This is a genomic window from Acidaminococcus sp. (assembly GCA_022482815.1).
Taxonomy (GTDB): Bacteria; Bacillota; Negativicutes; order Acidaminococcales; family Acidaminococcaceae; genus Acidaminococcus.
On sequence record JAKVOM010000001.1, the window covers coordinates 1,084,554 to 1,106,809 of the forward strand.

16 protein-coding genes and 1 riboswitch are annotated in these 22,256 nt (G+C 47.6%); of the genes, 9 read left to right on the forward strand and 7 right to left on the reverse strand.

The features are described from left to right. Positions 1 to 141: 141 nt before the first annotated feature. On the forward strand, positions 142 to 939 hold the full coding sequence (locus tag LKE33_04790) for a MoxR family ATPase (GenBank protein ID MCH3950242.1): 798 nt from the start codon (positions 142 to 144) through the stop codon (positions 937 to 939). Between the two features lies 1 nt (position 940). Continuing rightward, the gene (locus LKE33_04795; protein ID MCH3950243.1) at positions 941 to 2,143 is read left to right on the forward strand and encodes a VWA domain-containing protein; all 1,203 of its coding nucleotides are present in this window, start codon (positions 941 to 943) and stop codon (positions 2,141 to 2,143) included. A 162-nt stretch (positions 2,144 to 2,305) separates the two neighbouring features. Here the strand turns inward: LKE33_04795 and LKE33_04800 are convergent, their stop codons facing one another. Then, complete coding sequence (locus tag LKE33_04800; GenBank protein MCH3950244.1) at positions 2,306 to 2,809, reverse strand: shikimate kinase; 504 nt, start codon at positions 2,807 to 2,809, stop codon at positions 2,306 to 2,308. 101 nt (positions 2,810 to 2,910) lie between these two features. Here LKE33_04800 and aroD point away from each other — a divergent pair, with 101 nt between their 5' ends. Next, positions 2,911 to 3,663: a type I 3-dehydroquinate dehydratase gene (aroD, locus tag LKE33_04805; GenBank protein MCH3950245.1), complete on the forward strand. Its 753-nt coding sequence runs from the start codon at positions 2,911 to 2,913 to the stop codon at positions 3,661 to 3,663. A gap of 293 nt (positions 3,664 to 3,956) precedes the next feature. Here the strand turns inward: aroD and LKE33_04810 are convergent, their stop codons facing one another. Then, a complete protein-coding gene (locus LKE33_04810; GenBank protein MCH3950246.1) occupies positions 3,957 to 5,021 on the reverse strand; it encodes a mechanosensitive ion channel family protein in 1,065 nt (354 codons plus the stop codon). A gap of 220 nt (positions 5,022 to 5,241) precedes the next feature. Here LKE33_04810 and LKE33_04815 point away from each other — a divergent pair, with 220 nt between their 5' ends. The 4 genes from LKE33_04815 (at position 5,242) to LKE33_04830 (ending at position 9,245) form a co-directional block, all read left to right on the forward strand. Next, the gene (locus tag LKE33_04815) at positions 5,242 to 6,471 is read left to right on the forward strand and encodes a glycerate kinase (GenBank protein MCH3950247.1); all 1,230 of its coding nucleotides are present in this window, start codon (positions 5,242 to 5,244) and stop codon (positions 6,469 to 6,471) included. A 158-nt stretch (positions 6,472 to 6,629) separates the two neighbouring features. After that, positions 6,630 to 7,979: an amidohydrolase gene (locus LKE33_04820; protein ID MCH3950248.1), complete on the forward strand. Its 1,350-nt coding sequence runs from the start codon at positions 6,630 to 6,632 to the stop codon at positions 7,977 to 7,979. A 13-nt stretch (positions 7,980 to 7,992) separates the two neighbouring features. After that, positions 7,993 to 8,793 carry a DUF3100 domain-containing protein gene (locus LKE33_04825; GenBank protein MCH3950249.1) on the forward strand — a complete coding sequence of 267 codons (801 nt, stop codon included), beginning with the start codon at positions 7,993 to 7,995 and terminating at the stop codon, positions 8,791 to 8,793. Further along, a complete protein-coding gene (locus LKE33_04830) occupies positions 8,790 to 9,245 on the forward strand; it encodes a DUF340 domain-containing protein (protein ID MCH3950250.1) in 456 nt (151 codons plus the stop codon). Before LKE33_04825 ends, LKE33_04830 begins: the two co-directional genes overlap by 4 nt. A gap of 328 nt (positions 9,246 to 9,573) precedes the next feature. On the opposite strand, the gene thiC is transcribed toward LKE33_04830, so the two are convergent. Further along, positions 9,574 to 10,887, reverse strand: a complete 1,314-nt coding sequence (gene thiC / locus LKE33_04835; GenBank protein ID MCH3950251.1) for a phosphomethylpyrimidine synthase ThiC — start codon at positions 10,885 to 10,887, stop codon at positions 9,574 to 9,576. 66 nt (positions 10,888 to 10,953) lie between these two features. Continuing rightward, positions 10,954 to 11,051: riboswitch (TPP riboswitch) on the reverse strand. 316 nt (positions 11,052 to 11,367) lie between these two features. On the opposite strand from thiC, the gene nifJ reads away from it, so the two are divergent. Next, positions 11,368 to 14,877 (forward strand): pyruvate:ferredoxin (flavodoxin) oxidoreductase, encoded by a 3,510-nt coding sequence (gene nifJ / locus LKE33_04840; protein MCH3950252.1) that lies wholly within the window; start codon positions 11,368 to 11,370, stop codon positions 14,875 to 14,877. 191 nt (positions 14,878 to 15,068) lie between these two features. On the opposite strand, the gene LKE33_04845 is transcribed toward nifJ, so the two are convergent. Next, positions 15,069 to 16,697: an IS1182 family transposase gene (locus LKE33_04845; GenBank protein ID MCH3950253.1), complete on the reverse strand. Its 1,629-nt coding sequence runs from the start codon at positions 16,695 to 16,697 to the stop codon at positions 15,069 to 15,071. A 777-nt stretch (positions 16,698 to 17,474) separates the two neighbouring features. Here LKE33_04845 and LKE33_04850 point away from each other — a divergent pair. After that, the gene (locus LKE33_04850) at positions 17,475 to 18,107 is read left to right on the forward strand and encodes a YrbL family protein (protein ID MCH3950254.1); all 633 of its coding nucleotides are present in this window, start codon (positions 17,475 to 17,477) and stop codon (positions 18,105 to 18,107) included. A 334-nt stretch (positions 18,108 to 18,441) separates the two neighbouring features. Here the strand turns inward: LKE33_04850 and LKE33_04855 are convergent, their stop codons facing one another. From LKE33_04855 to LKE33_04865, 3 genes are read right to left on the reverse strand one after another with little or no spacing between them, the layout of a single operon-like run. Then, positions 18,442 to 20,394, reverse strand: coding sequence for a TRAP transporter permease (locus LKE33_04855; protein ID MCH3950255.1), 1,953 nt, complete (start codon positions 20,392 to 20,394; stop codon positions 18,442 to 18,444). A 29-nt stretch (positions 20,395 to 20,423) separates the two neighbouring features. After that, on the reverse strand, positions 20,424 to 20,951 hold the full coding sequence (locus tag LKE33_04860) for a DUF1850 domain-containing protein (GenBank protein ID MCH3950256.1): 528 nt from the start codon (positions 20,949 to 20,951) through the stop codon (positions 20,424 to 20,426). 20 nt (positions 20,952 to 20,971) lie between these two features. Then, entirely contained in the window at positions 20,972 to 21,958 is a 987-nt protein-coding gene (locus LKE33_04865; GenBank protein MCH3950257.1) for a TAXI family TRAP transporter solute-binding subunit, read from the reverse strand. Between the last annotated feature and the right edge of the window lie 298 nt (positions 21,959 to 22,256).

The window sequence follows — 22,256 nt, forward strand, 5'->3', positions numbered from 1 at the left end:
CAGCTTTTTAGTATTGCTTTTAAACTTTCGAACCGTAGAGATAAATAAGGTTCACATGAGGTTCCGTTTACAGGTGGAGCTTTACAGAGAGTGGGGAAAAAGGTATGATTAATCCAAATTCTTTATTACAAGGAGAGTCACATGGAAAAGTTTCAAGGTAGTTCTGATTATATTGCATCCGAGGAATTAATCCGGACCGTCAATATTGCCGCCGCACTGCAGAAACCGCTGCTTATCAAAGGGGAACCGGGTACCGGTAAGACGATGCTGGCGCGGTCTATTGCAGACGGCTTGAATATGAAGTTATATATTTGGAACATTAAATCGACGACAAAGGCACAGGATGGCCTCTATGTGTACGATACGGTTCAGCGCCTTTATGACAGCCAGTTCGGGACTGCCGGCGTCGATGATATCAAAAAATACATTCATCTCGGCAAACTCGGCGAGGCGTTTAGTGATCCGGAAAGAAGCGTGTTGCTTATCGATGAAATCGATAAGGCAGATTTGGAATTCCCGAATGACCTTTTGTGGGAACTGGATCAGATGGAATTCTATATTCCTGAAACCGGAGAGACGATTCGGGCTCAGAATCGTCCGATTGTGATTATTACGTCAAATGCTGAAAAGGAGTTGCCGGATGCTTTTCTGCGCCGCTGCATTTTCCATTACATTGCGTTCCCGGATCCGGACATGATGCGCCGTATTGTCAAGGCTCATTACCCCAATTTGGAAGAGGAACTCGTAGCGGCAGCTGTCAAAGCTTTTTATCGTCTGCGTGACCTGGATCTTTCAAAGAAACCGGGCACATCGGAACTTCTTGATTGGCTGCAGGCACTTGTCATCGGAGGTGTCCCGGCAGAGACACTGGAGCATGAACTGCCTTTCATCGGGGTACTTCTTAAAAAGACAGAGGATTTGCAGCGAGTGGGGCATTGATATGTTTACGGATTTTCTGTATATGCTCCGTTCCTACGGACTTAAAGTCAGTCTTGTAGAGTGGTCAGCACTCCTGGACGCCCTTTCCATGGGGCTTGAAGGAGAAAGCCTTCTGGAGTTTTACCATATGGCGCGGGCTATTTTGGTAAAACGAGAGACGGATTATGACCGCTTCGATCAGGCCTTTGCGGCTTATTTTAAAGGAATTGCCGAGCATAGCGAGCTTTCTGATGCCATGGAAGAATGGCTGACCCACGTCTTGGAACGGAAAGAATTTAATGAAGAACTCGCCAACGCAATGTGGAAGAACATGACGCTTGAAGAAATCGAGGCGCTCATGAGGCAGCGTCTGGCGGAACAAAAATCAGAACATCACGGCGGGACCAAGTGGATTGGAACGGGGGGTCTCACGCCGTTCGGTCACTCGGGATATGCTCCGAAAGGTATCCGCATTCGTGGTAAGGGTCGGAATCATCGGGCTCTTAAAGTGGCAGAAGAACGTAATTATCGTGACTTCCGTGACGACCACGTACTGGAAATTCGTCAGTTTCAGATGGCCCTGCGCAAACTGCGTCGTTTATCCAATAAGGATGAAGCGGCCGCGACGGAACTCGATGTAGAGGGAACCATCGAAGAGACGGGAAAACATGCGGGAATGCTGCAGATTGTCATGAAAAAGCCGCGTAAGAACCAGACCAAGCTGCTGCTCCTCATGGACAGCGGCGGTTCCATGGACGCCTATATTACGCTTTGCAGCCGCTTATTTCAGGCTGTGCATGATTCTAATCACTTCAAGGATTTGAAGACCTATTATTTCCATAACTGCTGGTATGAGTATTTCTTTACAGAACCGAGCTGCCGCTGGTCGACGCGGATTTCGACAGAACAGATCCTGAACAACATCAAAAGTGAGTACAAGGTCATCGTCATCGGAGACGCCTATATGGGACCGGCAGAGCTGCTCTATGAAGACGGCAATATTGATTACTATCATGGCAATGAGAAGCCCGGACTGTACTGGATTGAGCGGACACACCATCATTTTCCGGGAATGGTCTGGCTGAACCCGCTGCATGAAAGACTGTGGAATTATGATTACGGGATGCGGACAGTGGGACTTGTTGCACAGAGAGTCCCCATGTTTCCGCTTACTCTGAACGGTCTCGAACGAGCTATCGACTGCTTGCAGAAGACATCGGTGTAAAAGTAAAAAAGCGCTTTTGCCTTTTAGCATCTGGCATTTAGCCCTGTCTGCTGCAGTGGTTAGTACACCCGGGCGGGCTGCGGACGGTGGGGTGTAGAAAGCGTGTAAAAAGGGGCTGTGAAATATGCGCGTGCATTATTTCACAGCCCCTTTTCGGGTCTATTAACGAGATTCTATTTCCTGAATTTTAGTAAGCACAATCTGTGCTGTTTTCTGAGGTCCTTCTACGACTGGTATTGTATAATGGCTGTATTTTCGGTAGAGGTCGATACGCTCGTTATAGAGCTGCTGCAGGCGGTTTGCCGAGCTGTTCAGCAGCGGACGGCCTTTTGTATCGACACTGCGGGCAATTTCCTGGAGATTACGGTCGAGAAAAAAGACTGTACCTGTTTTGCGGAGCAAATCCATATTTTCGGCACGTTTAACGACTCCGCCGCCACAGGCGATGATGGTTCCCTCTTTGGCAGCAAGTTCACGGATAGCTTTGGTTTCAGCATCCCGGAACTTTTCTTCACTTTCCCGAAACAACGCTTTGATATCGCGTCCGATCATCTGGTGCAGATAGTCATCAGAATCTGTAAACGGGCGGTGCAGAGCTTTACTGACAAGGCGTCCAATGGTGCTCTTTCCGGATCCCGGCATGCCGATAAATACGATGTTTTTCATAGATGATGCCCCTTTTGACTTTTGTTTTGCTTAGATATAGAATACAATCATTATAAAATTTTTAGCTCGGGATAACAATAGTAGTGATGGGAGAAAATTGAATGAATAAAGCTGTAAAGGTAAAGCAGATTGTTTTGGGTGAAGGTAAACCTAAAATTTGTGTTCCTCTGACAGAACCGGACATTGCTTCTTTGCGTGTAAAACTAAAAGAGGTCCGCGCTGCTGCGCATGATCTGGTGGAGTTCCGGGCAGACCGGCTGCGGCTTCTGAATGATCCGGAGATTATGAATCAGGCGCTGCAGACCCTGCATGAAGAACTTCCGGATGATCCGATTCTTTTTACCATCCGAACCAGCGTAGAAATGGATGAAATTGAACTGACATCAGAAGTTTATGAAACATTGTGCCGGAGGGCAGTGGAGTCTGGTCTGATTGACCTGATCGATATCGAACTTTCCCGCGGTTTGCCCCTTGTAGAAAAATTGGTCGGAGCTGCCCATGCTGCAGGTGTCAAGGCTGTCGTATCCTGCCATCTGCGGGATGTAACACCAGAGACGGATGTGATGGTAAATTGTCTGCGAACGATGCAGTCAGCAGGCGCTGACATTGCAAAACTGGCAGTCATGCCGCGGTGTGAGCGGGATGTCCTGCGCCTTTTGGATGCTACGCTGACCATGAAGGAAGATCCCGATGCCTGTCCTGTTATTACGATGGCTATGGGTCCCCTTGGGGCTTTGAGCCGTATCAGCGGGGCTCTTACGGGGAGCGTGCTGACCTTTGGCGCTGTGGGCAATACATCAGCACCCGGTCAGCTGCCGGCTGCGGCACTCAAAAAGATCATTGATCTACTGTAGCGGAAGTGAGGGCTGCCAAATGCGAAAAAAGGGCTGTAAAAAATAAAAGAGCGCTTTTGGCCTATGGCATATAGCCTTTTCTGCGACAGTGTGTTAAAGCTTTTGGTTTAAGTGAAATATGATATAAAACCTGAAATTTAGCAGTTAGTCTAAATTTCAGGTTTTATTTTTATAAGCTCAAAGAAAAATGCCTTGGTCATTCTTCCACGGGTGGGATGTGAACGGCGTGCTGCGAGAAGCGCGAAATAGGGGCTGTGAAATCATGCACACGCATTATTTCACAGCCCCTGTTTTTACTTTTCAGGTGCTTTTTCGGGCATTTTTTCTACATATACGCTTTGGCTGGGGAAGGCTGCACTGACGCCGACTTCTTCCATAGCCCTCATGAGTGCCAGATTCACTTCTTCTTTGACTTCGTAGTATTCCGTAAAGGAAATAATATGTGTGTAACAAATGATTGTAATGTTGAGACTGCTGTCAGCGAGCGCGGTAAAAGCGACTGTCATATCTTCATTAAGTATGTGAGGGAGCGACTTCAGCGCGGATTTGATTTTGCTGACGAGTTCTTCCATTTGTTCCGGTGTTGTGTCATAAGTAACCCCGAGCGTGAGCTCAATGCGGCGGCGGTCACGTTTGGTATAGTTCGTAATCGGAGTACTGATGATCATTGAGTTCGGGATATTAACGAGGCCCTGGACCGGGGTACGGACATTCGTACTGCGGAAGGAAATGGACTCTACCACTCCCTCGATGTTATTGCAGACAATCCAGTCTCCGACCCGGAAGGGGTGATCCAGCATGATAATGCAGCAGGCAAAAATATTGGATAACGAATCCTTGGCAGCCAGGGAAACAGCGAGGCCGCCGATGGATAAGCCGGCAATCAGACCGCTGATATCGATATTCCAGAAACTGAGCACCGAAGCTACGGCCAGAATAATGATAAGCAGCCGCACTATCATGGAAATAAAGTTGCTGATGGTGGCATCAAGTTTCCATTTCCCTTTAGCTGTCAGATACTGGAAAACATAGTTCGTGGAACTGAAGAGATTGTAAAAAATCCAGTAGAACGCGATGATAATGAGGGTCTTGAAAAAGACGATGGCCGCGTCACCCCAGATTCCGAGTGACAGGGGAGCGGACGTCAGCAAACCGACCATACCTCCGGAAGCAATAGCCATGCGCCCCGGACGATAAATGGCAGTGGCAATATTCTGGTCAGCATCAATGGGCAGCTTATCCAGAATGAAATGAATGACCTTTATAGAAATTATACGGAAAAGGATATAGACAATGACCGTACTGACAAGTACTGTCAGCGCCGGCAGCCAGTCGTGAAGAGCGTAAGAAGTAATCATGGTACCTCCTTTGGAAGTGCATGGAAAATAGCAGAAGCGCAGCCGGCATCTCTCAGCCGGATGTGGTGAACAGACAAATTGTAGCATGGGAGGTGCGCACTTGCAAGAAAGTATCGTCGTTGGCGAAGGTCATTTTTGAGGATACCTATTGACAAAATAGTAAGTTTTGTCTGACAATGAAATAAAATTAGTAACTTTATACGGTATTGGAGGGACCTACATGACGTTACGGGATGATGCTCAGTTCATTATGGATGCGGCACTGAAGGCAGCTCTGCCGGACGCTGCCGTGGCAAAGGCTTTGAAGAATAAAGATTTTGGCAAAGGCAAGGTAGTCGTGGTGGCTATTGGCAAAGCTTCCTGGCAAATGGCCAAGACAGCAGTAGAACTCCTGGGAAACCGTGTTTCTTCCGGAATTGTGATTACGAAGTATCATCACTCAAAGGGAGCGCTGCCTCCGCTTGAAATTTATGAGGCAGGGCATCCGGTGCTGGATGAAAATTCGGTCAAGGCAACTGCCAGGGCCATTGAAATGGTCAAGAACTTAAAAGCCGAGGACACTGTTCTCTTTTTGATCAGCGGCGGTGGATCCGCTTTGTTTGAAAAACCGCTGCTGCCGCTTTCTGAATTGCAGCAGATCACTTCGCAGCTGCTGGCAAGCGGCGCCGACATTGTTTCCATGAATACGGTTCGGAAACGTCTCAGTGCGGTAAAGGGAGGTAAGTTTGCGCTCCTTTGCGCGCCGGCCAAAGTTTACGCCATCGTACTTTCTGACATCATTGGCGACCCGCTTGATATGATTGCTTCCGGACCTGCTTATCCGGATTCGACAACTTGCAAAGATGCCCAGAATGTGATTGAACGGTTCCATATTACGCTTTCTCCGGAAGCCAAAGCATGCCTTGCTCAGGAAACTCCGAAAGCTCTCGATAATGTGGAAACGGTCGTTACGGGAAGCGTCACAGAACTTGCCGCGGCCGGGAAGGCTGCGGCGGAAGCACGCGGCTATAAGGCCGTGGTTCTCACTTCGAGCCTCAACTGCCAGGCTAAGGAAGCCGGCAGCTTCCTTGCTGCCATTGCCCGGGAATATCAGCATAAAGGAGAAAAAATTGCCTTTCTTGCCGGTGGTGAAACTATCGTTCATCTGCACGGCAAAGGGAAGGGCGGCCGTAACCAGGAGATTGCGCTTGCTGCGGCGGACGGTATCCGGGGGATAAAAAATGCCGCTGTCTTCTCTTTTGGCAGTGATGGAACAGATGGTCCTACTGACGCAGCCGGCGGCTACGCGGATGGAACGACGGCTGACACTCTTGCAAAAGCGGGTATTTCTATTCCCAAAGTCCTTGATGAAAATGACGCTTATCACGCGCTTGAAAAGGCAAATGGGCTGATTATTACGGGTCCGACCGGAACGAACGTAAATGATTTGTCCGTATTGCTTATTGATTAGCAGCAGCGCAGCAAGAAGCTGCTGTGGGCAAGTATTAAAGCCTGCCGGGCCTTTGTTTTTACAGACAGAGTTATACTTTTACAAATACGATGCAAAAGCATACATATAAAAAATTCATATCATATATTTGAAAAATTGAACGAATAAGAGTATGATAGGTGCATAAATATTTTGCAGATGGGAGCGTGGGGATTACGAATAAAGAAGCAATGAAGCAGAAAGTATTTGAGGAAATTGACCAGGCTGCTGAAGAATTGAAAGCCTATGCAGCCAGTGTGGCTGCAGAACCGGAATTTGGGTTCAAGGAATTTAAAACTTCAGAAAAAGTCCAGGCACAATTTGATAAATTGGGAATCCCGTATCGCTCTGGTCTTGCTATAACCGGTGTCAAGGGTATCCTGAAGGGCAGCAAACCGGGCCCGACGATTGCCATTTTGGGCGAATTGGACGCTATCGGCTGTCCGGAACATCCCATGGCAAACCCGGATACCGGCGCGGCCCACGCGTGCGGCCATCATATGCAGCAGTCAGCCATGCTTGCCGCCGCTTATGGACTTGTCCGCTCCGGCGTAATGAAGGACCTGGCCGGCAACGTGGTTTTCTTTGCTGTTCCGGCAGAAGAATATGTGCAGCTTGCTTATCGTAAGAAACTCGTTAAAGAGGGGAAACTTCATTATATCCATGGCAAAGGCGAACTGATTTATGAGGGCGAGTTTGATGATATCGACATGGCAATGCAGATTCATTCCCGCAAGAATACGCCGGAACCGACCGTTGCTATCGGTTCAAGCAGCAACGGATTTATTGGCAAGACGATTCAGTATATCGGAAAAGCGGCTCACGCGGCGGATGCTCCGGATCAAGGCATCAATGCATTGAACGCGGCTATGCTCGGAATCATGGGAATCAACTCCCTGCGTGAAACCTTCCGTGATGATGATCATATCCGGGTACATCCCATCATTACCAAGGGTGGGGACCTCGTCAACAATGTACCGGATGACGTACGGATTGAAACGTACGTCAGAGGTGCTACGATGGAAGCCATCGACAGAACACACAAAAAGGTTGATGCTGCACTTAGAGCCGGCGGCATGGCTATCGGGGCGCAGGTTAAAATTGATACACTGCCTGGTCAGCTGCCGCTGATCTGCAACCCTACATTGAATGACCTTTTTGCAGAAAACGCTAAAACAGCGATGCCGGATGTGAAAATTATCGATGCCGGCCATTTCAGTGCTTCTACGGATATGGGAGATGTTTCCCATCTGATGCCGGCCATCCATCCTTTTATCGGCGGTACGGACGGTCTGCTTCACGGGGCCGATTTTAAAGTGGTAAACTTCAAGGCAGCGGCACTGCTTCCGGGGAAAGCTTTTGCCGGTATGATCATCGACCTGCTCAGTGATAACGCGGCTAAAGCAAAAGCGCTGCTGAAGGATTACAAACCAGCTTTGACAAAGGAAGAATATATCGCGAAATTAGATAGCTACTTTAGTGACAAGTGAGGGGGAAGAAAAAATGAAAAACATCAAACTGCATGTGATTGTAGCCATTATGATTGCCATTGCAGAACTGATCGGGGTCAAGTCCTTCCAGGTCGGACCGGGCAAAGTCGTACTGCTGCCGATGCTGTACGCATTAATCCTGGGTGTCCTGACTACTCCGAGCTTCCTGAAAATTACGAAGCAGAAAGACATGGAAGACGCCGGTTCCCTGATTGGGCTTACGCTGATGCTGCTGATGGCGCGTTATGGTACTCTGGTCGGGCCGACGCTGCCGAAAATCATCAGTTCCAGCCCTGCTCTGATTCTGCAGGAATTTGGTAACCTTGGTACCTGCCTTTTGGGCGTGCCGCTGGCCGTGGCTCTTGGCCTGAAACGCGAGACCATCGGCGCGGCTCACTCAGTGGCCCGTGAACCGAACGTTGCACTTATTGGTGAACGCTATGGGCTTGATAGCCCTGAAGGCCGCGGCGTTATGGGCGTTTATATTTCCGGTACTGTATTCGGTACCATCTTTGTCGGACTGATGGCAAGCTTCCTTGCAGGCCTTGGTATTTTTCATCCGTACGCACTGGCTATGGCTGCCGGCGTCGGCAGTGCCAGTATGATGACGGCTGCTGTCGGGTCTCTTTCCGTAATTTATCCTGAAATGACGGATCAACTGGCTGCTTTTGGTGCTGCAAGTAACATGCTCTCCGGACTGGACGGGATATACATGTCCATCTGGCTGGCTTTGCCGCTGACGGAATTCCTGTATAAGAAATGCTGCATCCTGAAATATGGTCATGTACTGACGAAGGAGGAGGAACAAGAATGAAAGAATATAACTTAGCTGAGACTTTTGTAATCCTTCTTTTGATGGGCGCGCTGTCCATGATCAGTAATACCATGTCTTCCCATGTGGGAATCCTGGAAGCCATTCCCGGGATGCTGATTCTGATTGCAATCTGCATGGCAGGAATTGCCCTCGGTAAATATATGCCGGGTCATATTCCTGGTGTAGCCTACGTAGTAACGCTGGGCTGCATTTTGACGTGCCCCGGATTCCCCGGTGCTGATATCATTAACTTCTATATGAAGAAAGTCGGGTTCGTTGCTCTTTGCACGGTCATCCTGGCTTATGCCGGTGTTTCCATCGGTAAAGATATGGATGCTTTCAGACACACGGGCTGGAGAATCATGATTTTGAGCTGCGTCATTTTCATGGGTACTTATCTTGGTTCTGCTATTATTGCTCAGGTCATCCTGAAGGCAATCGGACAAATTTAATGTAGTAATAAGAAAGAGGCCGTGAAACATGAAAATTCGTGTTTCACGGCCTCTTTTAGTATAGATAGTGAAAAATAAAAGCGCCTTTATACAGCATTTAGTTTCGTCAGCAGCGGTGTGGCAGGGCTTTTGATCCAAATGAAATAATAAAAACCTGAAATTTAGAGATAACCTAAACTTCAGGTTTTATTTTTATAAGTTCGTTGAAAAATGCTTTAGTCATTTTTCTTCTATGGGCGGACTGCGGAAAGCGTGAAAAAGGGGCTGCGAAATAATGCATACGCATTATTCACAGCCCCTTTTTCAGGGTGAGTGACCAGGATGGTGATTATTTTTGTTTTTTCTTTTCTTCCTTGACTTTATCAAGGTATTCACTGATGATGCGGACTGCGCAGTAGTCACCGCACATAGAGCAATATTCATCAGTACTCTTATTTTTGGCTTTGCGGAATTCCGTTGCTTTAACCGGGTCGATAGCAAGTTTCAGCTGTGCATCCCAATCCAGCTTCTTGCGGGCGCGGGCCATAGCGAGATCCTGGGCAACGGCGGAAGGCAGTCCCTTTGCCACATCGGCAGCGTGGCCTGCGATGCGGGCAGCAATAACACCTTCGCGGACATCGTTGATGTCAGGCAGTCCCAGGTGTTCGGCCGGCGTTACATAGCAGAGGAAGTCAGCACCGTTTACGGCAGCGAGCGTACCGCCGATAGCGGAGGTAATGTGGTCATAGCCCGGAGCAATATCCGTCACAAGAGGCCCGAGGACATAGAACGGAGCACCGTGGCAGAGACGCTTTTCAAGCTGCATATTAGTTGCGATTTGGTTGTAAGGTACGTGCCCCGGACCTTCTACCATGACCTGTACGCCTCTCTTCCAGGCACGCTGGGTGAGGGAACCGAGGTTAATCAGTTCTGTAATCTGGGTACGGTCCGTAGCATCGGCGAGGCAGCCCGGACGGCAGCCGTCACCCAGACTGATGGTTACATCGTAGCGGGCGCAAATATCAAGAATTTCATCGAAATATTCGTAGAAGGGGTTTTCCTTGCCGTTTGCCAGCATCCAGCCGGAGAGGAAGGAGCCGCCGCGGCTGACGATATCCATTTCACGGCCTTCATCAATCAAGGTCTTCAGGGCCTGACGTGTAATGCCGCAGTGCATGGTCATGAAGTCAGCACCATCTTTAGCCTGTTCTTCGATGACTTGGAAAATATCATCCTTGGTCATGTCCGTAACTTTGCCATGAGCCTTGATGGCAGCTACGGTTGCCTGATAAATAGGAACAGTGCCGACCATAACGGTGGAGTTCTTAATGATGGCGCGGCGGGAAGCATCGATGTTGTTCCCCGTGGAAAGATCCATAACCGCGTCTGCTCCGGCGTCGATGGCCGCCTTTAATTTTTTCAATTCAGGTTCCGGATCAGGGAAGGCAGAAGAAGTACCAATGTTGGCGTTGACCTTCGTGGACAGGCCTTCACCGACACCGCGCGGTACCAGATTCGTGTGATTGATGTTTGCGCAAATGGCAACAGTGCCTTTGGCAACTCTCTCACGGATGACTTCAGGATCCAGATTTTCCTGACGGGCTACTTCAGCCATGGCGTCAGTAATCTTGCCGTCGAGGGCGGCTTGACGTTGTGTTTGCATATTGCTTTTCCTCCTTAATAAAAAGGAGCTGCTTTTCATTGTAGAAAAGCAGCTCCCAAGCATAAACACACCTGTGAAACACTTTCCTACGTCGGTATTACCCGCGTCAGGTACAAAGGGTCGGCCTCTCGGGCCTCTCAGCAAAAGCACCCCCAGTGCTCGTTTCCTATTCTAGCAGGCATGGCGTGAATTTGCAACACTATATAGCAGCGTAAAGTCGTGTATATTCAGGAGAAAATATCTCGTTTCTAATAATAAAAACAATTTAATGCAGGTGTAAAACGTTTTGTAAAAAAATATATAGAAATTAAGAAGATTATGTGACATTTTCTGGAATTCGGTAAATTGTCGTGAAATAGGAAAAAATTCATTTGTTATTATGATAAATTTGTTATATACTATAGGAGATTAGGGAGACTGTAGATGACGAAATCGTTCGTCATTCATAGTCATTTATCTAAGAAAGAGGGGCTTTGAACAATGTCTAAAAAGCAAATGAAGACGATGGATGGTAACACCGCCGCTGCGTATACTTCCTACGCATTCAGTGATGTTGCAGCAATCTATCCTATCACTCCTTCTTCCCCGATGGCAGAAGTCAGTGATGAATGGGCTTCCCATGGTAAGAAAAACATCTTTGGGCGTCCTGTAAAGATCATGGAAATGCAGTCCGAAGCTGGTGCTTCCGGTGCTGTACACGGCTCCCTGGCCGCTGGCGCACTGACCACCACTTATACTGCTTCTCAGGGCCTGCTGCTGATGATCCCGAACATGTACAAGATCGCCGGCGAACTGCTTCCTGGCGTATTCGATGTAGCTGCTCGTGCTCTGGCAACCAGCTCCCTGAACATTTTCGGTGACCACAGTGACGTTATGGCTTGCCGTCAGACCGGCTTCGCTATGCTCTGCGAAAGCGGCGTACAGGAAGTTATGGATTTGACTGCTGTTGCCCATCTGTCCGCTATCAAAGGCCATGTTCCTTTCCTGAACTTCTTTGATGGTTTCCGTACTTCTCATGAAATTCAGAAGATTGAACTTCTGGACTATGATGATCTGGCAAAACTGGTTGATTACGATGAACTCGAAAAGTTCCGTAAGCATGCTCTGAACCCGGATAACCCTGTTATTCGCGGTACCGCTCAGAACCCGGACATTTACTTCCAGACTCGTGAAGCTGTAAACAAATACTATGATGCACTGCCTGATATCGTTGCTGACTACATGGATAAGATCAGCAAGCTGACCGGCCGTGACTATAAGCTCTTCAACTACACTGGTGCTCCTGATGCTGAAAACGTTATCGTTATGATGGGCAGCGGCACTCAGACTGCTGAAGAAGTTGCCAAGATCCTGTGCGCACAGGGCGAAAAGGTTGGTGTCCTGAACGTTCACCTCTTCCGTCCGTTCTCCCTGAAGTACTTCATGGCTGCTATGCCTAAGACTGTTAAGAGAATTGCTGTTCTCGACAGAACGAAGGAAGCTGGCTCCGAAGGCGAACCTCTGTACCTGGATGTTCGCAGCGCTTACTACACTGCAGATGAAAAACCGATGATTATCGGCGGCCGTTACGGCTTAGGTTCCAAGGAATTCTATCCTGGCGATGCACTGGCTGTATTCGACAACCTGAAAGCTGCTGAACCGAAACCTCGCTTCACCGTTGGTATTACCGATGATGTTACCAACCTTTCCCTGCCGAAGGAAAAGACTCTGGACATCACCCCGAAGGGCACCACGAGCTGCATGTTCTGGGGCCTGGGCTCCGATGGTACCGTTGGTGCTAACAAGAGCGCTATCAAGATTATCGGTGATAAGACTGATATGTACGCTCAGGGCTACTTCGCTTATGACTCCAAGAAGTCCGGCGGCGTAACCATTTCCCACCTGCGTTTCGGACCGGAACCGATTCATATGCCGTTCCTCATCAACTTCGCTGACTATGTAGCTGTACATAACGCTTCTTATGTACGTCGTTACAACGTAGCTAACGGCCTGAAGGAAGGCGGCACCTTCCTGCTGAACTGCCCGTGGAGCGATGCAGAACTCGATAAGGAACTGCCGGGACAACTGAAACGTTATCTGGCTACCAAGAAGATTAACTTCTACACCATTGATGCTGTTAAGATTGCTGCAGGCATTGGCCTGGGCGGCCGCATCAACATGATTATGCAGTCCGCATTCTTCAAGCTGACTGAAATCATCCCTGTAGATGACGCTATCAAATATCTGAAGGAATCCATTGTTAAGTCCTATGGTAAGAAGGGCCAGAACGTTGTTGATATGAACAACAAGGCCGTTGACGAAGGTGTCAATGCTATCCATAAGGTTGAAATCCCTGCTTCCTGGGCTACGGCTGAGGACGAAGTTCTCTATCCGAAGACTGGCAATGACTGGGTTGATGAAGTAATGGTTCCGATGAACGAACAGGAAGGCGCAAAGCTGCCGATCAGCAAACTGATGGGTCAGGTAGATGGTACGTTCCCGTCCGGCACCGCTGCTTACGAAAAACGTGGTATTGCTATCAACGTTCCTGAATGGAACATTGACAAGTGCATCCAGTGCAACCAGTGCGCTATTATGTGTCCGCATGCCGCTATTCGTCCTGTTCTGCTGAGCGATGAAGAAGCTAAGGCTGCTCCTGCTGAACTGAAGACCAAACCGGCTACCGGCGCTAAGGGCCTGAACTTCCGCATTATGGTTTCCCCGATGGACTGCCAAGGCTGCAGCAACTGCGTTGATGCTTGCCCTGTAAAGGCCCTCGAAATGAAACCGTTTGCTACTCAGGAACATCTGAGAGACGCTTGGGATTATGCTCAGAAGAACGTAACTCCGAAAGTCAACCCGATGAACAAGTTCAGCGTAAAGGGTTCTCAGTTCGAACAACCGCTGCTCGAGTTCTCCGGCGCATGCGCAGGCTGCGGCGAAACTCCGTATGCTAAACTGGTAACCCAGCTGTTTGGTGATCGCATGATGGTTGCTAACGCAACGGGCTGCTCCTCCATTTGGGGTGCATCTGCTCCTTCCATGCCGTACACCAAGAACCACAAGGGTCATGGTCCTGCTTGGGCTAACTCCCTGTTCGAAGATAACGCTGAATATGGCTTAGGCATGTACCTCGGCGTTAAGGCTTGCCGCGATCGTCTGGCTGGTCTGATGGAAGCTGCTAAGGACAACTGCTCTGCAGATCTGAAGGCTGCTATGGAAGATTGGCTGGCTCATCAGGAAGATGGCGACGGCTCTCGTGAACGCGCTGATAAGCTGGTTGCTCTCCTCGAAGCTGAAAAGGCTGGTAAGCCTGAACTGGAAGAAATTTACGATGCAAAGCAATTCTTCGTAAAACGTTCTCAGTGGATCTTCGGTGGCGATGGCTGGTCCTATGATATCGGTTACGGCGGATTGGATCACGTCCTGGCTTCCGGTGACGATGTCAACGTAATGGTATTCGATACCGAAGTTTACTCCAACACCGGCGGACAGTCCTCTAAGTCCACTCCTGAAGCTGCTGTAGCTAAGTTCGCTGCCAGCGGTAAGAGAACCAAGAAGAAGGATCTGGGCATGATGGCTATGAGCTATGGTTATGTATATGTAGCTCAAATCAACCTGGGTGCAGATAAGAACCAGGCTCTGAAGGCTCTGAAGGAAGCTGAAGCTTACCATGGTCCTTCCCTGATCATCTGCTATTCTCCTTGCATCAACCACGGTATCAAACGCGGCATGCAGCACTCCTTCCTGGAAGCTAAGGCTGCCGTTGAATGCGGTTACTGGTCTTGCTACCGTTACAACCCTGAACTGAAGGCTGTTGGCAAGAAGAGCTTCTTCCTGGATTCCACGAAGACTCCGAAGTTCGATACTTTCGAAGACTTCCTGAAGGGCGAAGTTCGTTACGCTTCTCTGGCAAAATCCTTCCCGGATATTGCAGAAGAACTGTATGCTAAGACCAAGAAAGATGCTGAAGAACGTCTGGCTGGCTATGTAAAGCTGGATGCTGAATAAGCTTCTTTGAATCGGTAATTCGGTTCTCAAAGGGGCTGTCGCAAGTGACCGATTTTTAATCCCTGAAATAACTTGCTAAAGGCCCCAATTTGCCTTACTTTTTAGTTGAATATGTTTTGAGATGAAAAAAGGGCGCACGAAATTAAGCAACCCTAAGTTGCTTTTTTCGAGCGCTCTTTTTGTAGGTTCTTTTAGGCCTCTTTTTTCAGCGGATATAAGTGCAAATCCTCTTTGCCGTCTTGAACTTTGTGATGAACCTTCAGGACATTCCGTGCCATGGCACATATTCCCACTGTTACCAGGGCATTTCCTTTGCCTCGGGTTTCTAGTCTTCTGACGTTTAATGAATCCTTGAGATCCGCAAAGGCTCCTTCTGCCTGTATACTGCGGTTCATCCTCAGTTCCTTACCATATTCGGAAGTAATGTTCTTCAGGGATTCTGCCCTCAATGCAGCAAAATTCTTCGAGACCACTAATTTCTTGTTTCTTTTCTCCATGGGTGTCCTGCAATTGTTCCCATGGATGCACTGTTCCTTGTAGGGACAACCGCTGCAGTCCTTACATTCGTAATATGTTTTCTCTGACACATATCCTGACCGGTTCTTTACCTGGGTTACTTTGCTGACTTTCAGCAGTCTCCTACCTTTACAGATATACATGTCTTGCTCAGGCAAATATGTCATGTTTTCTGCTTTGCCGATGTCGTTCTTATACTTTTTCCTCTTGCTTCTTTCATAATTGTTAGGCTTGATATATGAAGTATACTGATTCTTCTTCAGCCAGACCAAGTTCTCTTCGCTTTCATAGCCTGCATCGGCTACAATGTTTGCAAATTTCTGACCGAAGTGGGCTTCAAATCCTTCAAGAAAAGGAATGAGTGTCCGCATATCTGTGGGATGCGCACTCACATCTGCAAACAAGGTAAAACCGGAATTGTTTGCATATTGGACATTGTATCCCGGCTTTAAGGTGCCATTAAGCATGGCGTCTTCTTTCATCCTCATAAAGGTAGCATCCGGGTCTGTTTTGGCAAAGCTGTTCCGTTCCCCACAGATATGAAGCTGCTTCGTATACACCTTAAGGCGTTTGAGATAGTTAGCTAAAATCTCATAGTACTTCTGTAGGATGGTCTTTCTTTTCCCACATCCGTGAACAAACTCGATTCCCTCAGCCCGCTTTATGACAAGCAGTTTTTTTAGGAGCTTCTTTAAATGACGGATGTGGAAAGTGTTTCCGTAACAGACCTTGATCCCGAAACGTTCCTCGATTTCGGGAACCAGTTGCTCCAGTTTCTCTATGAGTTTGTTCTGGCTGCCTAAGATTCTGTTTTTCCAAACAAATTTGTATTTGTTTGCCACAGATTCAATTTTTGTCCCATCGATGAACAGGCTATCCAGCGTGATGAACCCGCGAGCCAGCAGCCATTTATCCATCTGAATCATGAGCTCCTTGATACATGGTTTTAGATGGAGGGAACAAAATCTTGCAATGGTTGCATTATCCGGAGCTTTTTTCCCATCTAAGAGGAACATGAAATGAGTGTCTCTTTTACAGGATTGCTCTATCTTACGCGAACCACGAATTCCTTCCATACATGCATAAATGACGATTTCCAGCAGCTGAATTGGTGACGTTAATTTATTCTCGACATGAGAATACGTGTCATACAATGCCTTTACATCCATCCCTTCTACCATGGCACGCACCAAGCGAACAGGATCGTCATTAGGGATTTGTACTTCAAAATTTAGAGGAAGAAAAAGTTGATAAGAACTGCCAATTTTTGTATAATCCTTTTGTGTAGGTTTGTTTTTTTGCATATTTAAATTCTACACCAAGGCGCGGTCTCATTCAATGAGGCCGCGCCTTGCTTTTACCTTGTTTTTGATACAAAAGGGGCCGTCGCAAAATGCGACAGCCCCTTTTTTAATTAAGGCAAACCGACGAAGGAGGTTTGCGATTCCACTGCCACCTCCTTCCACGAAGTCGGAAGGAGGATGGACCACGAAGTGGTGGAGGAAAGTTATTTGGTAAGCCAAGCGGAGTGCTTGGCTATCCTAGAAACCGACGAAGGAGGTTTGCGATTCCACTGTCACCTCCTTCCACGAAGTCGGAAGGAGGATGGACCACGAAGTGGTGGAGGAAAGCTTCTTTTTTCTTTTAAAACCACTTTGCGGCTTCGAAGAGGGGAACCCCATGCTGTGAAAGTAATGTATCTTATTTTCTTCTTAGATTTGGCTTCGTAGCTGCGTATTTGCCCCTTAGAATGCAGATACACGTTCTTATGAAGTTTGTCTTGTCTGCCGTTGAAAATCCATTGTAAAAAAGAATATGCGGATTAAAAAAGAGCTCTCCGTCCTGAGTCGGAGAGCTCTTTTTCGTTTCAATAAAACATAATAATACAGAAAATCCTGATTCTTAACTTCACTAAACACCAAATTGTGAAATTATTTTTAAAAGGCTTGAATCTTCAACCCTTTAGATTTACAATGAATTTATAAATTTTACGAAATTTTTACATTTAATTTATCTTTTGTTTAAATTAATAAACGTAGCTAAATTGGAATTGCCAATATGAGAAAGGGCGGGGAAGAATCATGAATAAAACTCAGAATGCAATTCCTTACGTCACTCTTTCTGAGGCAGATGTCTATGGAAAGGGAAGTCATAAGAAATGCTACTTGATGCCTGACAGGAGCGAGCTTTGCGTCAAGCTTCCTTACAACGATGGCGGCGTCAAGGATCTTGGCAGGGAAATCCGTTATATTCATGTAATGCAGCACCAGCACAAGGAATCATCGCTGCTGCCTAAGTACTATGGCGCTATTCAGACAAATTATGGGGAAGGCCATGTGTACGAAAGGATTACCAACGCTGATGGAAGCGAATGCCGTACGCTGGCTGAAGTGCTGACGGACTTGAAATTACTTGAAAAGTATTTTAAAGGTATCGTAGTACTGCTGCGCAAGATGCATGATGAACTGCTGCAGAAGAGAATCATCACGATGGGATTGTACCCGGAAAATGTTCTTTTTCAGGAAATGGGGGATGGTTCGTATCGCATCCGTCTTGTGAATGATATGGGCAGCAAGACGCTGATTCCTCTCGAGTATTTCTCAGAACATTTTGCTCATCGCCGTGTGGTAGAACGCTGGAAGGAATTCTTACATACCATTGTGAGAAAATACCCTTCTGCCATGGCAGAAAAACTTGTCAAAGAGATTGCATAATCAAATACTTTTAGCGTTAGATAGATGCTCCTTTGCATTCAGCAGGAAGCATCTATTTTGTATTTATAAAATTATCAGAATGAAGAACGTTTTTATTGCGATGCTCTCTATTCTGATAGTTTTTTTATTATGCTCTTTATTATAACAGTTTTCTTTTCCTTTGAATGATATTGAGTCGCTTTTTATCTTTCAATTTTTCTATCATTTGTCTGGAACACTTTTGGATTTTTTAGATTTCACCTGCATTTGCTTATGTGAACAATGCAAAATACCCTCTTCACCGGTTTGCCCAGTGAGGAGGGTATCTTTTGTATTCTTTTATTCCTTAACGATGTCAGTCTCCAACATTAGGAAGCGGACCACCCTGATTCTTTCTCTGCCACAGATAGCAGATAACCAGAATCACAACACCAGCGATATCGGTAACGGTACCAGGAATAATCAGGCACAGGCCGCCAATGAAGAATACAATTCTTTGAATGGCATTCAGCGGATGTTCACAGAACCCGATCATAGCAAGGGACAAGCCCCACATACCGATGATAGCGGTCACCATGGCAAGGATAATGGTCGGCGCCGTAGCGTTGATCATAAGCAGCTGAGGTGCCAGTACGAAAATGTATGGTACGACGAAAGCTGCAATAGCAAGCTTGGCAGCCGTGACACCGGTCTTCATCGGGTCGGAACCTGCGATACCGGAACCAGCATACGCAGCCAGCGCAACTGGCGGGGTTACGTCGGCAACGATGCCGAAGTAGAAAGCAAACATGTGGGCGGCAAGTACCGGCACATGCATCTGAATCAGAGCAGGCGCTGCAATAGTGGACGTAATGACGTAGTTAGCCGTTGTAGGAACGCCCATACCGAGAATCAGGGAAGTGATCATCGTAAAGAACATCGCCGGAATCAACTGGCCATGTGCCAGGTCAAGCAGAGCCGTGGCAAGCTTCAGACCAACACCGGTCTTGGTCACAACACCGATAATGATGCCGGCAGAAGCGCAGGCAATCAGAACGCCCAGTACGGACTGGGAACCATTGATCAAGCCGTCAACAAACTGACGGAAGGTGATGCGCGTATTTTTTCTCAGGCAGGCGCAGACAATCGTAAGGCCGATAGCATAGAGAGCAGCACGCATTGGCGTATAACCGGTAACAAGCAGATATACGATAACGATAAGAGGAATAGCCAGATGGCCTTTTTCCTTCAGCAGAGGACCAATTTTCGGTAATTCTTCACGCGGAGTTCCTTTCAGGCCATATTTTTTGGCCTCATAGTGAACGCTCAGCCAGATGCCGGTGTAGTAGAGGATAGCCGGAATAACAGCTGCTTTAACTACATCAATGTAAGGTACACCCACAAATTCTGCCATCAGGAAAGCTGCAGCACCCATGACAGGAGGCATCAGCTGACCGCCGGTAGAAGCGGCAGCTTCTACAGCTCCGGCAAAGGAAGGACGGTAACCTAACTTCTTCATCATAGGAATGGTGAAGGAACCGGTACCGGCAACGTTTGCTACAGAAGAACCGGAAACCGTGCCCATCAGGCCGGAAGAAAGTACGGCAACTTTTGCAGGACCGCCGACTGCCCAGCCCGCAATGGCGTTTGCCAGGTCAATAAAGAATTTGCCGAGGCCCGTTGCGTCAAGGTATGCACCAAACAGGATGAAGAGGTAAATGAAGGTGGACGATACGCCCATCGGTACCCCGAAGATTCCTTCGGTTGTGAAATACAGGTGACCGACAAGTTCATCGAACCCAACGCCTCTGTGCGCCAGTACGCCCGGCATATATGGCCCCAGAAAGGCGTAGGCCAAAAAGACCAGTGCGACAGTCAGCATCGGCCAGCCAACGGTGCGGCGGGTAGCTTCAAAGACGAGCAGGATACCAATAATACCCACAATAATATCCGTCTGTGTGTTCATACCGGCACGCGTAACAAGTTCCTTATAGTTAACGACCAGGTACATTGTCGCTCCGACAGAGAGTATTGCCAGGATTACATCCAGGGGATTCATCTTCTTGCGGGACCAGGATTTTCTGGCAGGGTACAATAAATAAATTAATGCAAGGCCGAAGCAAAGGTGGATGGCACGCTGCAAATGAGCGTCCAATACACCAAAGATGGCCGTATAAAGCTGGAAGACAGCGAAGAGGATACTTATGGCAGCAATAATATAATGCCACATCCCGCCAGGATTACGCTTATCCGATTCTTTATCGAACTTCTGCATGACCTCTTCCGCGGTCATTTCTGCTGGTTTTGTTTGTTTTTTTTCTTCAGTCATAAAATCACATCCTCCCATATCGTAAAACTTTACAGCATCCAGAATTCATATCGTTTCATGACTGTGACTTCAACCTTTGTGCCCTGTCCGTAGAGGCTGCACAAATCGTACGTCCGCCCATGATATGTGATGTTCGGCATGGCTTGTACAGCAGTCCGAAAAGTAACAGACTGATAAGGACGATTCATAATCATTTTGAACTTTCCTTCTTCCTTCAGACTGATAAACTCTCCTTCTGAAGCATCGTAGGGAAGCCCCACACCGAAAGATTCATAGATTGTATGAGTCATGGTCATATCGTGCGGACCATTGATACGAAAATATTCGTCGCAGGGAGTTTGTTGTACGGAATGCTTGTAATGATAGCGCCACTCCTCCCCAGGGTGGGTCTGCAGGACAATCGGTTCGCCCTTTTCAGGCAGGATCGTCAGGACATCCTGCGTTCCGTACCAGACCGCTCCGCAAAGCACAAAAATCAATAAGATAATGAGGACAGGTTTCTGAAAAAAAGACCGAACCCCACTGGAGGGTGGCGTTCGGTCTATCTGATTCAACATGGGTATATCACTCAGGATTCTTATTTCTCGTTGAAGAACTTTTCAGCGCCGCCGTTCAGAGGAATGGACATACCTTCCTTACCGGTTTCCTTCGAGATATACTTAGCGACGTTATGAGCTGCCTTCATGCGGTCGAGGTTGCTGTACAGGGCCTTAACCACCTGATAGCCCAGGTCATCGCTCATCTTGTCGGTGGTAACGAGCATGCATTTAACTGCTACAGTATCTACATCAGCATCTACCTTGTTGTAGGTCTTTGCCGGGATCTTGAACTTGGTATAATACGGATACTTCTTGATCAGCTTGTCAGCCATCGCTGCGTCTACCGGAACCAGGACTACGTCATGCTGAGTAGCCAGATCCTGAATGGCTGCGGTCGGTGCACCAGCCGTTAAGAAGGCAACATCTACGTTACCGTCTTTCAGAGCGGAAGACGCTTCGCCGAAGGACAGGTACTGCGGTTTGATATCATCGTACGTAATGCCTGCTTCTGCCAAAATCTGACGAGCGTTGGCTTCAGCACCGGAACCGGCAGCACCTACAGCGACGCGTTTGCCTTTGATATCGGCCAGCGTCTTAACACCGGTATTCTTCGTCGTTACAATCTGAACTGTCTCCGGATACAAGGTAGCCAGACCTTTCAGATTCTTGACGTCCTTGCCTTTGAACATTTCCATGCCCTTAACGGCATAGTAGGAAATATCGTTCTGGATAAAGGCAATATCTACTTTACCCTCTTTCAGGAGGTTGACGTTTGCAACGGAAGCACCAGTAGATTGTGCCGAAGCATTGGCACCTTTGACATTCTTGTTGAGAATATCAGCCAGCGCACCGCCCAGCGGATAATAAGCACCTGATGTACCGCCGGTTGCGATGTTGATGAACTTCTGTCCACCGCCGCTGCCGCTGCCACTGCCGGAAGAACTACCGCTTCCGCCGCATCCTGCCGCCAGGGAAGCTGCTGTAGCCATGGCCATCATTGCAAACAACAATTTTTTTGCTTTCATAGAACTCTCCTCCATCTGTAAAAAATTTAGGACATGATCAGAAGACCAAAAACATTAGCCGAACAATAGATTACGAGGAATTCTGATTCGTTCGATAAGAAAAGTATATCCTGTGCGTAACATTTTGTCAAGGAAATGACACATTCTCTGTAATGTAAAATTCATATCACAATTTGAAAATTAAATACGGTATACTGTATCCAATTAGCACTAAATTAGGATAAGAAAGAAGAACAAACTGAAAATTTTAAAGCTAAATGTGCTGAAAAATCAAATACTTACGAAAAGAATAGCCTTT

What these genes read in the sequence shown, in the direction of transcription:
- LKE33_04790 (MCH3950242.1), top strand. Translation starts at nt 142, where the DNA reads ATGGAAAAGTTTCAAGGTAGTTCTGATTATATTGCATCCGAGGAATTA.
- LKE33_04795 (MCH3950243.1), top strand. Translation starts at nt 941, where the DNA reads ATGTTTACGGATTTTCTGTATATGCTCCGTTCCTACGGACTTAAAGTC.
- LKE33_04800 (MCH3950244.1), bottom strand. Translation starts at nt 2,809, where the DNA reads ATGAAAAACATCGTATTTATCGGCATGCCGGGATCCGGAAAGAGCACC.
- aroD (MCH3950245.1), top strand. Translation starts at nt 2,911, where the DNA reads ATGAATAAAGCTGTAAAGGTAAAGCAGATTGTTTTGGGTGAAGGTAAA.
- LKE33_04810 (MCH3950246.1), bottom strand. Translation starts at nt 5,021, where the DNA reads ATGATTACTTCTTACGCTCTTCACGACTGGCTGCCGGCGCTGACAGTA.
- LKE33_04815 (MCH3950247.1), top strand. Translation starts at nt 5,242, where the DNA reads ATGACGTTACGGGATGATGCTCAGTTCATTATGGATGCGGCACTGAAG.
- LKE33_04825 (MCH3950249.1), top strand. Translation starts at nt 7,993, where the DNA reads ATGAAAAACATCAAACTGCATGTGATTGTAGCCATTATGATTGCCATT.
- LKE33_04830 (MCH3950250.1), top strand. Translation starts at nt 8,790, where the DNA reads ATGAAAGAATATAACTTAGCTGAGACTTTTGTAATCCTTCTTTTGATG.
- thiC (MCH3950251.1), bottom strand. Translation starts at nt 10,887, where the DNA reads ATGCAAACACAACGTCAAGCCGCCCTCGACGGCAAGATTACTGACGCC.
- nifJ (MCH3950252.1), top strand. Translation starts at nt 11,368, where the DNA reads ATGTCTAAAAAGCAAATGAAGACGATGGATGGTAACACCGCCGCTGCG.
- LKE33_04845 (MCH3950253.1), bottom strand. Translation starts at nt 16,697, where the DNA reads ATGCAAAAAAACAAACCTACACAAAAGGATTATACAAAAATTGGCAGT.
- LKE33_04850 (MCH3950254.1), top strand. Translation starts at nt 17,475, where the DNA reads ATGAATAAAACTCAGAATGCAATTCCTTACGTCACTCTTTCTGAGGCA.
- LKE33_04855 (MCH3950255.1), bottom strand. Translation starts at nt 20,394, where the DNA reads ATGACTGAAGAAAAAAAACAAACAAAACCAGCAGAAATGACCGCGGAA.
- LKE33_04860 (MCH3950256.1), bottom strand. Translation starts at nt 20,951, where the DNA reads ATGTTGAATCAGATAGACCGAACGCCACCCTCCAGTGGGGTTCGGTCT.
- LKE33_04865 (MCH3950257.1), bottom strand. Translation starts at nt 21,958, where the DNA reads ATGAAAGCAAAAAAATTGTTGTTTGCAATGATGGCCATGGCTACAGCA.